The sequence below is a fragment of the Mesorhizobium sp. P2_E7 genome, from assembly GCF_056403855.1.
Window position 1 is genome coordinate 517,591 of record NZ_JBFUER010000001.1, and the last position, 12,546, is coordinate 530,136.

Genomic DNA, 12,546 nt, shown 5'->3' on the forward strand with positions numbered 1-12,546 from the left:
TCAGGCGGCCTGGTCGATATAGAGGCAGCCGGGCGGCTGCGTTTCCGTCGCCTTCAGCTTCGCCGAATAGCGGTAGAGCGTCGAGCAATAGGGGCAGACCTTTTCATTGTCGTCGCCCATGTCGAGGAAGACGTGCGGATGATCGAAGGGCGGGTTGGCGCCGGTGCACATGAATTCCCTGACACCGATGTCGATCGCCGGATGGCCGGCATCGTTCTGGAAATGGGGAATGGAACCGCCTGCCATCGTCGTCTCCTTAACGCAGTCTCATCTGCATCTGGATCATAACAGCTCTCTTTGCAAGATCGATGAAATGAAACTGTCGCAAAAGGCTGGCAGAGGATAAGTTGAGCCGGTTAAGCGCATGACCCCGGAAGCCGAGCGATTCCGCGACGGATCGTGCGTCACAAAGACATGCTAGAGCGTCCATGGCCATCTCGGCATATGGGCGCTCCAAAAGGAACGGTTGCGGGCAGGAAACCATGAATGAACTGAAGCCGGTGCAGAGCGAATTCATCAATGTCGAGGTGGCAAGCCCCGAAGGCGGCAATCCTGACCGTTTCGTCAACCGCGAATTCTCCTGGCTGCAGTTCAACCGGCGCGTGCTCGAGGAATCGCAGAACGCGCACCACCCGCTGCTCGAACGGGTTCGTTTCCTGTCGATCTCCGCCGCCAATCTCGATGAGTTCTTCATGGTCCGCGTTGCCGGCCTTGCCGGCCAGGTGCGCGAAGGCATTGCGCTCAAGAGCCCGGACGGGCGCACGCCCGAGCAGCAGCTCGAACAGCTTTTGCGTGAGGTCGAGCGGCTGCAGGAGGACCAGCAGAACAGCCTGTCGGCACTGATGTTGCTGCTCAACAAGGAAGGCATTGAGAGCATCACACGCGATGCACTGACCAAGGATGAGAAGGTCTGGCTCGAAGACCATTTCCAGGACCAGGTGTTCCCGGTGCTGACCCCGCTGTCGATCGATCCGGCGCATCCATTCCCGTTCATTCCCAATCTCGGCTTCTCGATGGCGCTGCAATTGCGCCATCGCAAAAATGGCGAGGAGATGAGCGCGCTTCTGCGCCTGCCGGTGGCGCTGAAGCGCTTCATCCGTTTGCCCGACCGCAAGCAGCATGTTCGCTTCATTCCGCTCGAGGAGGCGGTCGGCCTCTATATCGGCAAGCTTTTCCCCGGCTACGAGGTCAAGGGATCCGGCACCTTCCGCATCATCCGGGACAGCGATATCGAGGTCGAGGAGGAGTCGGAAGACCTCGTGCGCCTGTTCGAGACGGCGCTGAAGCGCCGCCGCCGCGGCTCGGTCATCCGCATCGAATTCGACAAGCTGATGCCTGGCGAATTGCGCGAGTTCGTTGCCGGCGAACTTGGCGTCTCGGCGAGCCGCATCAGCGTTCTGACCGGCCCGCTGGCGCTCAGCCAGATTTCCGAGATCGTTGCCGTGCCGCGCGATGACCTCAAGTTCACCCCTTACAATCCGCGCTTTCCCGAGCGCATCCGCGAGCATGGCGGCGATTGCTTCGCGGCCATCCGCGAGAAGGACATCGTCGTCCATCACCCCTATGAATCCTTCGACGTCGTGGTCCAGTTCCTGCGCCAGGCGATGGCCGACCCGGAAGTGGTGGCGATCAAGCAGACGCTCTATCGCACCTCCAATGACAGCCCGATCGTGCGCGCGCTGGTCGACGCCGCCGAGGCCGGCAAGTCGGTGACGGCGCTTGTCGAGCTCAAGGCGCGCTTCGACGAGGAAGCCAACATTCGCTGGGCGCGCGACCTGGAGCGCGCCGGCGTTCAGGTCGTGTTCGGCTTCCTCGAACTGAAGACCCACGCGAAAATGTCGCTGGTGGTGCGGCGCGAGGACGGCAAGCTGCGCAACTACGTGCATCTGGGCACCGGCAATTACCATCCGGTCACCGCGCGCATCTACACCGACCTGTCCTTCTTCACCACCGATCCGACGATCGCGCGCGATGTCGCGCAGCTGTTCAACTTCATCACCGGCTATGCCGAGCCGACCGATGAGATGCGGATCGCCATCTCGCCGTTTACGCTGCGCAGCCGCATTCTGAAGCATATTGCCGACGAGATCGCCCATGCGCTGGCGGGCCGGCCGGCGCGCATCTGGATGAAGATGAACGCGCTCGTCGACCCGAACATCATCGACGCGCTCTATGATGCCAGCCGCGCCGGCGTCGAAATCGACCTTGTCGTACGCGGCATTTGCTGCCTGCGGCCGCAGGTGCCGGGCCTGTCGGAAAACATCAGGGTCAAATCGATTGTCGGCCGCTTCCTCGAACACAGCCGCATCTATTGCTTCGGCAACGGTTACGGCCTGCCGTCCGACGAGGCGATCGTCTACATCTCCTCGGCCGACCTGATGCCGCGCAACCTCGACCGCCGCGTCGAGACCATGGTGCCGATCACCAATCCAACTGTGCATGAACAGATACTGGGGCAGATCATGCTGGGCAACATCATGGACAACCAGCAAAGTTTCGACGTATTGGCTGACGGGACCTCCCGGCGCGTGGCGCTGGAGGAGGGTGAAGAGCCGTTCAACGCGCAGGAATATTTCATGACCAATCCGAGCCTGTCCGGACGGGGTGACGCGCTGAAGTCGCATGCGCCCAAGCGCATCGCACAGTTCAAGCGTCGCAAGAAGCTGAACGCCGGCGTATGATTTCATCATCCCAGGGCCGGCTGCAGGATCGCCGACCGCTGTCCATCATCGACATCGGCTCGAACTCGATCCGCCTTGTCATCTATGAAGGGCTGGCGCGCTCGCCGACCGTGCTGTTCAACGAAAAGATGCTGGCCGGCCTTGGCCGCGGCATCGTTTCGACCGGCAAGCTCGATCCCGAGGCGGTGACACGCTCGATGGAAGAGTTCCGCCGCTTCCGCGCGTTGTCCAACCAGGCCGGCGCGGAGCACATGTATGTGCTGGCAACGGCCGCGGCCCGCGAGGCGATCAACGGCCCCGATTTCATCCATCGCGCCGAGGATGTGCTCAAGACCGAGATCCGCGTTCTCTCCGGGCGTCAGGAGGCGCATTATTCGGCGCTCGGCGTCATCTCCGGCTTCCACCCGGCCAACGGCATTGCCGGCGACCTTGGCGGCGGCAGCCTGGAACTCATCGACATCAATGGCGAGGCGATCGGCGACGGCATCACGCTGCCGCTGGGCGGCCTGCGGCTGCAGGACATGGCGAAGAATTCGCTCGCCCAGGCGGCCAAGATCGCCCGCGAGCAACTGGCGCGGGCAAAGCTGTTGAAGGGTGGACAGGGCAGGCCCTTCTATTCCGTCGGCGGCACCTGGCGAAACCTCGCCCGGTTGCACATGGAAATGACCAACTACCCGCTTGGCGTGATGCACCACTACGAGATCGGTGTCGAAAGCGCCGCCAACTTCCTCCGTCAGGTTGCGAAAGGCGAGATCGAGAAGGTCAAGGGTATCGAAGGCGTCTCCAAGAACCGCCGCTCATTGCTGCCCTATGGCGCGGTCGTGCTGCAGGAGATCATGGCGGCGATGCAACCGTCGAAGATCATCGTTTCCGCGCTGGGCGTGCGCGAAGGTTTCCTCTATTCGCTGCTCGACCAGGCCGAGCAGAAGGCCGATCCGCTGGTCTCCGCTTCAGAGGAACTTGCCCGGCTGCGCTCGCGTTCGGTCACCCATGCGCATGAGCTTGTCGAATGGACGGGCAAGACCTTTGCCGCCTTCGGCATCGACGAGACCGAGGATGAGGCGCGCTATCGTCATGCCGCCTGTCTGCTCGCCGATATAGGCTGGCGCGCGCACCCGGAATATCGGGGCAAGCAGTCGCTCAACATCATCGCTCACGCCTCCTTCATCGGCGTCGATCATCCCGGCCGCGCTTTTCTGGCGCTGGTCGGCCTGTTTCGCCATGAAGGTGTACTCAACGATGCCGCGCCGGAAATCCGCGGCCTGGCGACGCCGCGCTATCTCGAGCGCGCCCGCATCCTGGCGGCGGTGCTGCGCGTCGTCTATCTGCTGACGGCGGCTATGCCCGACGTCATGCCAAGGCTGAAATGGGAAAATCGCGGCAATGGCACGCTGGCGCTGGTGCTGCCGGCGGCACTTTCCGACCTTTATGGCGAGCGCCCGGCCGGACGCTTGGCGCAACTGGCGCGGATTACCAACCGCCGGCTGGTGCTGGCGGTCGAAGGCGGGCAGAGCGTCTCTGTGAAGTAGGACTCTTCGTCAGGTAGACGCCTCGGTGAAACAATCTGGAACTTCGTGACGGTGGGCAAACGCGGAGCGGAAAATCTATGACCAGCGCAGAACCATCGTCTTCGTCAGTATCCACGGCCGAAGCGCTCGGTTTCGATCCGGCGATCAAGCGCAAATTGCTTGCCGGCATCGAGTCCGGCCTGCTGCGCGACCTGCATGTCGTTCTCGCCGCCCGTTCCGGGAGCGCTTTCCTCGAGCACTATATGCAGGGCAACGACGAGGAATGGGGTCGCCCGCTTGGGCAGGTAGCCTTCGACGCTGGCGCATTGCACGATCTGCGCTCGGTGACCAAGAGCATCGTCAGCCTGATTTATGGCATCGCGCTCGATAGGGGACTGGTGCCGCCACTCGAAGCAACGCTGTTGGCGCAGTTTCCGGAGTATGCCGATCTCGCCGTGGATCCGGCTCGCGCCAGGATCACCATCGGTCACGCGTTGACGATGACGCTCGGTATGGAGTGGGATGAAAACCGCCCTTACAGCGATCCGCTGAACAGCGAGATCGCCATGGAACTCGCCCCCGACCGCTATCGCTTCGTCCTCGATCGCCCGATCATTGCCGAGCCCGGAAGCCGCTGGATCTATTCCGGCGGCAGCGTTGCGCTCATCGGCGCGATTATCGCGAGAGGCACGGGTCAGACGCTGCCGGACTTTGCACGCGACGCGTTGTTTACGCCGCTCGGCATCGAGCACTTCCATTGGCCAGGCGGCAATGACGGCGTCGCTTCGGCGGCATCCGGGCTCCGATTGACCGCGCCGGATCTTCTGAAGATCGGCCAGCTGCTTCTTCGCAAAGGCATTTGGAACGGACAAAGGATCGTGTCCGAGGGCTGGATAGCGGCGTCGTTCACGCCCGCAATCTCGACGCCGGACGGCCTGGGCTATGGCCGGCTGTGGTTCATCGGCGATGCGCCGGCGCCTGCATTCGAGGCTCCAAAACCCTGGTATGCCGGCTTCGGCAATGGTGGCCAGCGGCTTTGGCTGATGCCGGAGGCCGACATCGCCGCCGTGATCTATGCCGGAAAATACAATGCCTGGGATGCCTGGGTGACTCCGACCCGTGTCTGGCGCGAGATCATTCTGGCAAACCTCCAGCGCGCCTGACGCAGTCAGGCTGCGGCGCGGCGCCCGTCGATCGACCATGCGCCGGCGCCAGCCATGGCCAGTGCCAGGAAGCCTCCGGCGATGGCAATGTCCTTCATCAGCATCTGCTGGTGCAGGAAGGCGAGCATTGGGTCGTCGCCGCCCTGGCCATAATGGCCGATGGCGCCTGCGGCGATGCAGAAGGCGGCAAGCAGCAACGCGACCACCGGCGTCTGAAAGCCGACCAGGATCAACAGCCCGGCGATCAGCTCGAACAGCCCTGTGCCCCAGGCGGCAAGCGTCGGCAGCGGCAGGCCGAGATCGGCGAAATAGCCAGTCGTGCCGGCAATGTCGGCAAGCGCATGATAGCCGGACGGGATGAACAGGGCGGCGAGCAGCAGCCGGGAAAGCAGAAGCAGTGCGTCGCGGGGCATGGTCATCTCCGTTGTCTGTCCGCCCGCTGTTCTGAGCCGATCCTAGCAGGGATGGGACGCGGACGCTCTTAGACGGACAACGAAAAAGCGGCGCGGAAAATTCCGCGCCGCTTTTTTCAGGCTTGGGAGGAAATTCAGCCGCGCCTGGCGTCGATCGAGTAGGCGCCGGGGCCCGAGGAAGCCAGCACAAGGAAACCGCCGGTGATGGCGACGTTCTTCAGGAAGTGGATCATCTGGTTCTGGTCGGCCCAGCCGGTATGGGCCACAAGAGCCGTTGCGATGGTGAAGATAGCGAGCACCCAGGCGGTGATGCGGGTCTGGAAACCAACGAGGATGGCAATGCCGCCGACCAACTCGATCAGGCCGACGACAATGGCCGTTACGGTCGGCACCGGCAGGCCCATGGCGCCAAAGTAGCCGGCGGTGCCGGCAATGGCCGTGAGCTTGCCGAAGCCGGAAAGCAGGAAGATGGCGGCGAGCAGGATGCGGCCGAGCAGGATGGTGGTGGAACTGTTGGACGCTGTGCCGGCGCCGGCGGTGGAAGTGTTGATGGACATGGTGGCTCTCCGAAAAGGGTTGATGCCCTGTCAGATAGACCAAGCCGACTGTTCACCAAAGCCGTCAGTTCGGCGACGCATTGTTCACAGAGTGTACATTTCCGTGATCGGTCGAAAGGCGCAAAATTCCTGTCGGATCAGCCTTCAACGGCAGTACATTTTCCCACCGCCAAATTCCTGACGGCTGGTCGACGCAATTCCCCAGGGAATCGCGACGCGCCGGACCTGCTTATCCCGGATGCGTCATGTCCTCGGGCCGCACCAGCCGGTCATAATCGGCCGCGCTGACCAGCCCGGTCGCCAAGGCTTCCTCGCGCAAGGTCGTGCCTTTCTTGTGCGCGGTCTTGGCGATCTTGGCGGCATTGTCGTAGCCGATGGTCGGGGCGAGGGCGGTCACCAGCATCAGCGAACGGTCGAGCGCTGCCTTGATGTTGTCCTCGCGCGCCTCAATGCCGACGACGCAATTGTCGGTGAAGGAGATCGAGGCGTCGGCGAGCAGCTGCACCGACTGCAGGAAATTATAGGCCATCAGCGGGTTGTAGACGTTGAGCTCGAAATGGCCCTGGCTGCCGGCGAAGGTCAGCGAGGCATTGTTGCCGAACACCTGCACACAGACCTGCGTCATCGCCTCGCACTGTGTCGGGTTGACCTTGCCCGGCATGATCGAGGAGCCCGGCTCGTTTTCCGGCAGCGACAGTTCGCCAAGGCCCGAGCGCGGGCCTGAGCCGAGGAAGCGGATGTCGTTGGCGATCTTGAACAGCGCCGCGGCGGCCGCGTTGATAGCGCCGTGCGAGAACACCATGGAATCATGCGCGGCAAGCGCCTCGAATTTGTTTGGCGCGGTGACGAAGGCGATGCCGGTGATGTCAGCAATACGCGCCGCCACCTTTTCGGCAAAGCCGACCGGCGCGTTGAGGCCGGTGCCGACGGCGGTGCCGCCCTGCGCCAGCTCCTGCAGGCCGGGCAGCGTCATCTCGATGCGCTTGATCGAGGACGCCACCTGCGCGGCATAGCCCGAAAATTCCTGGCCGAGGGTGAGGGGGGTGGCATCCTGCGTGTGGGTGCGGCCGATCTTGATGATGTGGGCGAAGGCCTTGGTCTTGGCTTCGAGCGCGGCATGCAGATGCTTCAGCGCCGGCAACAGGTCATGAACGATACGCTCGGCGCAGGCGATGTGCATGGCCGTCGGATAGGTGTCGTTCGACGACTGGCTCATATTGACGTGGTCGTTGGGGTGCACCGGCTTCTTCGAGCCCATGACGCCGCCCAACAATTCGATCGCCCGGTTGGAGATCACCTCGTTGGCGTTCATGTTGGACTGCGTGCCCGAGCCGGTCTGCCAGACCACCAGCGGGAAATGGTCGTTGAGCTTGCCGTCGATGACCTCTTGCGCCGCCTCGACGACCACCTTGCCGATGGCCGGATCGAGCCGCTTCAACTCCATATTGGCTTCGGCCGCCGCCCGCTTGACGATGCCGAGCGCCCGCACGATCGAGGCCGGCTGCTTTTCCCAGCCGATCTTGAAATTGCCAAGGGAACGCTGCGCTTGCGCGCCCCAATAACGGTCGGCGGCGACCTCGATGGGGCCGAACGTGTCGGTTTCGGTTCTGGTCTTGGCAGCGGTCACTTGTCTCTCCGACGATCGAATTCGGCAACGGCGTATCGCGTTGCACAATGGCCTTCAAGCAGAGATTGCAGTGGTCAAGGATACAAATCGGTTGAAGCGCTCTGAACGCCGCGCTGGCGGCTGTCAGCTCGGAATCTTTTTCCGCCAACGGCGCAGCTTGGTTCGCAGATAGGACATATGGCCGAATGGAAGTGTCCGCCGTCCGGACGGCTGATACGACCGCTCCTCCAGCCGTCTGTGCACGAGACCCATCAGTCTGCAACGGGCCGGAGTTTCGAGCATTCGCATGCGTTTGACGAGGCTGTCGGGCAATGGCTTTGAGCGCCAGGCGAAGTAGGCCTCGTACTCTTGCGGCGTTTCGATCAGGTGCTGGAGATAGGCTGCGAGTTCCCTGGCGCTGGCAAAAGCACTGGCGTCGATATAGGAATTCGCCGGCACGAACTCGCCCACATTCGGAGCGCCGAGGTAGACCGGCACCGTGCCGGCCAGGAACGCGTCATAAATTTTTTCGGTGACATAGTCGGCTTCGATCGCGTTCTCCATGGCGAAGCAGAATTTGTGCCGCGCAATGGTCTCGATCTTGGTTTGCGGCCCGAGATCGGGGCCTGCGACAGATCGATTGTTGAGATAGCGGCCATAGGAATCGATCTTGATGTGGCGTGCCAGTGCGGTCGCCAGATCGACCCGTCTGCTGGAATTCGTGCCGGCCGATTGGAACAGTGCTACAGGTGCTTCTTCCATTTTGGGCATGATTGGTTTCGTCAGCACGCCCTTCCACCACGGAGCGGGCGGAAGATAGGGCGTCCAGACATCGGACCGCGATTCATGCGTCATCGTGATGTCGAAGTGCTGCAAGAACTTCGGATCGGTGACGCGTTTATAGTTCTGACCGCATTCCATCGACCAGGCCACCCAGTATTGGCCGGGATATTTGCAGGCATCGCCGATTTCGCGATAGTCCGGAAGATGGAAGACAACCGCCGCTGCCTCGGATGCCAGGCGTTTGTCCAGCGTCCACCTCCCGGGCATTTCGCACTGTATCGACGCTATGTCGACGGGTTTGCCGAAGACCGTCGTGTAGAAAAGAATGAGGGGATCGTTTGACGGCATGGCGCCATGAGTGTCTGAAATATTGCTCGATGCCTAGACAGACGCGGGATTGAGAGGCTGGTCAAGCGCTGCTTGGTTGAGAAGCTATTAGGGTCAACCCGCCGTATACCCGCCATCGATTGCAAAAATGCCACCGCTTGTCCACGCCGCCTCATCGCTGGCGAGATACACCGCGATGCCGGCAAGATCCCTTGTCTGGCCGATGCGGCCGAGCGGGTAGCTGCGTTCGACATAGGCCTTGAGGTCCGCTTGCGCAGCCGCCGGCAGGTTTTCGATCGACTTGCGCCGCATGGCGGTGTCGACCGTGCCGGGCGCGATCGCATTGACCCTGATGCCGCGCGGGCCGAGCTCGAAGGCCAGCGACTTGGTCAGCGAGTTCAGCGCGCCCTTGGACAGGGAATAGAGGCTCGACGGCCGCTTCGGGATCATCTTGTTGGCGAAGTAGGACGAGATGTTGATGACCGAGGGTTTGTTCCCGAAATGCGGCAGCAGCCGCTGGGTCAGGAAGAACGCCGCCGTCACATTGAGCGCGAAGGATTGCTGGAACTGGTCTTCGGTGACGGTCTCGAACGGCACCAGATAGGCCACTCCGGCATTGTTGACGAGGATGTCGAGCGCGCCGGTTGCTTTCACGCGGGAAACCACCGCATCGATGCCGGCCTCGGTGGCGAGATCGGCCGACAGTGTCTCGATTGCAGCGCCATCCTTCGCCTCCCTGGCCAGCATGTCGCGTGCCGCCTCCAGCTTGTTGCCGTCGCGGCCGACGATAAGCACGTCGGCGCCTTCGCGCGAAAACGCCTCCGCTATCGCCAGGCCGATCCCGTCCGACCCGCCCGTCACCAGCGCCCGTTTGCCATGAAGTCTCATGGTATGCTCCCGTGATTTTGGTGCAACGAGTGCAGCGCTGACGGGCAAGCGCGGTCAAGCCGAAGGCGTATCGCACAGTATGAACTTCGGCTGGCTCGGGCAGGCTGCGCCTAAGCGCCGGCTAGTACAGGCTCACGCATGGCCAGTCGCCCCCCGACATAGTTCTTCACCTGGCGGATCGCCTGTTCGCGCGACACACTTCCCGGCTGCAGGCCGAGCCTCAGCCACAGCCCGTCGATCAGCGCCGTGACGCCGAGCGCGATCTCGTCGGCCTCTTGCGGCGACGCAAGGCCGTGCAGGCCGGACAAAAGATTCGAGCGCATGCGGGCGTGGATTACCCTTTGGATACGCGCCAGCTTTTCGTCATGTGGCACCTCGGCGCACAGCGAAAGCCAGGCGTGGCAAAGGGCCGGCCGGAACTGATCCGGTTCGAAATTGCCCTCGATCACGGCGTCCAGCCGTTCGAGCGGTGTCCGCGCCCGCTTCAGTCTTGCGATCACGGCGTCGCGCAGGACGGCGTTGCCCTCGCGCATCGCATGCTCGAACAGTTCCCGCTTGTTGCGGAAATAGTGCAGCACGATGCCCTTGGAGGCGCCGGCTTGGGCCGCGACCTTTTCCAACGTGGCTCCGGCAATGCCTTCGCGCTCAAGCAATGTGAGAGCAGCTTGCCGCAACTCCTTCCGGCGTATGTCGCTGAGACGCGTGAGCTTCAATGGATCGATCCCTGGTAGCGAATCCATGTTGACATCTTCGCCCGCTCAGATCAATGATTGACCAATGGGACAATAATATGACCAATGGGTCAATTTAAGAGGAGAACCTGGATGTTGCGCGTGCTTGCAAATGGCGTTTGCCTCGCCACCCTCATACTGGCCCCACCGGTGGCCTGGGCCGCCGAGGCTGAACAGTGCAGGGCGGTGCGGATGGCGGAGCCAGGCTGGAACGACCTGGCGTTTACGACGGGGATAGCTGGCGTGTTGCTGGAATCCCTCGGCTACGAGACGAAAAGCGATGTGCTCGGCATCAACGTCATTTACGAGGGCATGAAGAACAAGGATTTGGACGCGTTTCTGGGCTACTGGGATCCCGCCGGGGTCACCTATTTCGAACCCTACAAGAAAGACGGTTTAATCGAGAACGTGCGCCTTAATCTTACCGGCGCCAAGTTCACTTTCGCGGTGCCCACCTATGTCTGGGAAGCCGGCGTCAAGGACTTCTCCGACCTGCACAAGTTCGCCGACAAGTTCGGTAAGAAGATGTACGGCATCGAGCCGGGATCCAACAAACTGATGATGGACGCCATCGCCGACCCGTCGCTCGGCCTCGACGGCTGGCAGGTGGTCGAGTCCAGCGAGGCAGGCATGCTCTCGGAGGTCGGTTACGAGATCAAGGAAAAACACTTCATCGTCTTCCTCGGCTGGGCGCCCCATCCGATGAACACGATGTACGACATCAAGTACCTGACCGGCGGCGATAAGTTCTATGGCCCCAATTTCGGCGCCGCGACGGTGACGACCCAGGTGCGCAAGGGCTACCTGCAGGAATGCCCGAACGTCGGCCAGTTCCTGAAGAACCTCACCTTCGACGTGGATCTCGAAAATGTCGGCATAGGCTACCTCATCAATGACGGCATGCCGCCGAAAGAGGCTGCGCTGAAGGCGATCACGCTGAACAAGGGACGCCTGGACGCATGGCTCGCCGACGTCACCACGTTCGATGGCAAGCCAGGTCTCGCCGCTGTCAAGGAGAAGCTCGGACTATGAGGCCTGCGGTTCCGGGAGCCTCGCCCGAGAACGAGGCGCTCGCGGCTGAGCAGGACGCCTGGGCCGGCCGCAAGAAGGTCATCGATGTCGGTGGGCTCGACCTTGCATATGTCGAGATTGCCGGCGTGGAGCCGCCGCTGCTCTTGCTGCACGGTTTCACCGACACCAGCCGCAGCTTTTCGCTGCTGGCGCCGCATCTTTCCGGCCGCCGGCTGATCATGCCGGACCTGCGCGGCCACGGCGCCTCGCAGGCAGGCAGGGGGTGCAGCGTCGCAGATTTCGCCGAAGACATTGCCGGGCTGATCCGGCGCCTGCGGCTCGAGCGGCCAGTCGTCGTCGGCCATTCGCTTGGTGCTATGGTGGCCATCGCATTGGCCGCGCGGCATGGTGAGCTTGTCGATGGGCTGGTTGTCGTGGCCAGTACGTTGAAGCCCGAACAACCGCCTGATCATCCCCTGGTTGTCGGCGTGGCGGCGCTCCACGACCCGATTTCGCCCTCCGATCCATTTTTCGACTGGTGGCATGCCTGCGGGCCAGGAGTGCCTCAGGCTTTTCTCTCCAGCATGGCCAGGGACGCCTCGGCGATGCCTGCTGCGCGTTGGCGGGCGATCCTCGAGGACGTCCGCCGCACCGATCTGGCCGCCACCGCGCGGACCATCCACGCTCGGACGCTGATCATAGCCGGCGCTTGCGATCCGCTTTTTGGCGCGGCGCACCAACAGGCTCTGGCCGAGGCGCTGGCCGGGTCACGTCTTATCTGGGCACCGGGCTGTGGCCACAATCCGCACTGGGAGGACCCGGCGCTCGTCGCCGCAGCCATTGCCGGCAAATTCAGGGCAGGGGCCTGATACGAGGGG

The 12,546-nt window shown here is 62.5% G+C and carries 12 protein-coding genes; 5 read left to right on the top strand and 7 right to left on the bottom strand.

Going from position 1 to position 12,546, the window contains the following annotated elements; genetic code table 11:
- Window positions 1-246, bottom strand: a complete 246-nt coding sequence (locus AC1DYC_RS02655) for a zinc-finger domain-containing protein (protein WP_436259442.1) — start codon at window positions 244-246, stop codon at window positions 1-3.
- Window positions 247-482: 236 nt separating this feature from the next.
- On the opposite strand from AC1DYC_RS02655, the gene AC1DYC_RS02660 reads away from it, so the two are divergent.
- From AC1DYC_RS02660 to AC1DYC_RS02670, 3 genes are all read left to right on the top strand, one after another.
- Complete coding sequence (locus AC1DYC_RS02660; protein WP_477403737.1) at window positions 483-2,681, top strand: RNA degradosome polyphosphate kinase; 2,199 nt, start codon at window positions 483-485, stop codon at window positions 2,679-2,681.
- On the top strand, window positions 2,678-4,210 hold the full coding sequence (gene ppx / locus AC1DYC_RS02665; protein WP_477403739.1) for an exopolyphosphatase: 1,533 nt from the start codon (window positions 2,678-2,680) through the stop codon (window positions 4,208-4,210). Before AC1DYC_RS02660 ends, ppx begins: the two co-directional genes overlap by 4 nt.
- A gap of 77 nt (window positions 4,211-4,287) precedes the next feature.
- Window positions 4,288-5,352 (top strand): serine hydrolase domain-containing protein, encoded by a 1,065-nt coding sequence (locus AC1DYC_RS02670; RefSeq protein WP_477403741.1) that lies wholly within the window; start codon window positions 4,288-4,290, stop codon window positions 5,350-5,352.
- Between the two features lie 5 nt (window positions 5,353-5,357).
- On the opposite strand, the gene AC1DYC_RS02675 is transcribed toward AC1DYC_RS02670, so the two are convergent.
- From AC1DYC_RS02675 to betI, 6 genes are all read right to left on the bottom strand, one after another.
- A complete protein-coding gene (locus AC1DYC_RS02675; protein WP_477403743.1) occupies window positions 5,358-5,765 on the bottom strand; it encodes a DoxX family protein in 408 nt (135 codons plus the stop codon).
- 134 nt (window positions 5,766-5,899) lie between these two features.
- Complete coding sequence (locus AC1DYC_RS02680) at window positions 5,900-6,322, bottom strand: DoxX family protein (protein ID WP_477309204.1); 423 nt, start codon at window positions 6,320-6,322, stop codon at window positions 5,900-5,902.
- 229 nt (window positions 6,323-6,551) lie between these two features.
- Entirely contained in the window at window positions 6,552-7,949 is a 1,398-nt protein-coding gene (fumC, locus tag AC1DYC_RS02685; RefSeq protein WP_477403745.1) for a class II fumarate hydratase, read from the bottom strand.
- Window positions 7,950-8,072: 123 nt separating this feature from the next.
- Window positions 8,073-9,059, bottom strand: coding sequence for a glycosyltransferase family 10 domain-containing protein (locus AC1DYC_RS02690; RefSeq protein WP_477403747.1), 987 nt, complete (start codon window positions 9,057-9,059; stop codon window positions 8,073-8,075).
- Between the two features lie 93 nt (window positions 9,060-9,152).
- Window positions 9,153-9,926 carry an SDR family NAD(P)-dependent oxidoreductase gene (locus AC1DYC_RS02695; RefSeq protein WP_477403749.1) on the bottom strand — a complete coding sequence of 258 codons (774 nt, stop codon included), beginning with the start codon at window positions 9,924-9,926 and terminating at the stop codon, window positions 9,153-9,155.
- Window positions 9,927-10,036: 110 nt separating this feature from the next.
- Entirely contained in the window at window positions 10,037-10,639 is a 603-nt protein-coding gene (gene betI, locus AC1DYC_RS02700) for a choline-binding transcriptional repressor BetI (protein WP_477408137.1), read from the bottom strand.
- 111 nt (window positions 10,640-10,750) lie between these two features.
- On the opposite strand from betI, the gene choX reads away from it, so the two are divergent.
- Window positions 10,751-11,689, top strand: a complete 939-nt coding sequence (gene choX / locus AC1DYC_RS02705) for a choline ABC transporter substrate-binding protein (RefSeq protein WP_477403751.1) — start codon at window positions 10,751-10,753, stop codon at window positions 11,687-11,689.
- Window positions 11,686-12,537 carry an alpha/beta fold hydrolase gene (locus tag AC1DYC_RS02710; RefSeq protein ID WP_477403753.1) on the top strand — a complete coding sequence of 284 codons (852 nt, stop codon included), beginning with the start codon at window positions 11,686-11,688 and terminating at the stop codon, window positions 12,535-12,537. Before choX ends, AC1DYC_RS02710 begins: the two co-directional genes overlap by 4 nt.
- The last annotated feature ends 9 nt before the right edge of the window (window positions 12,538-12,546 follow it).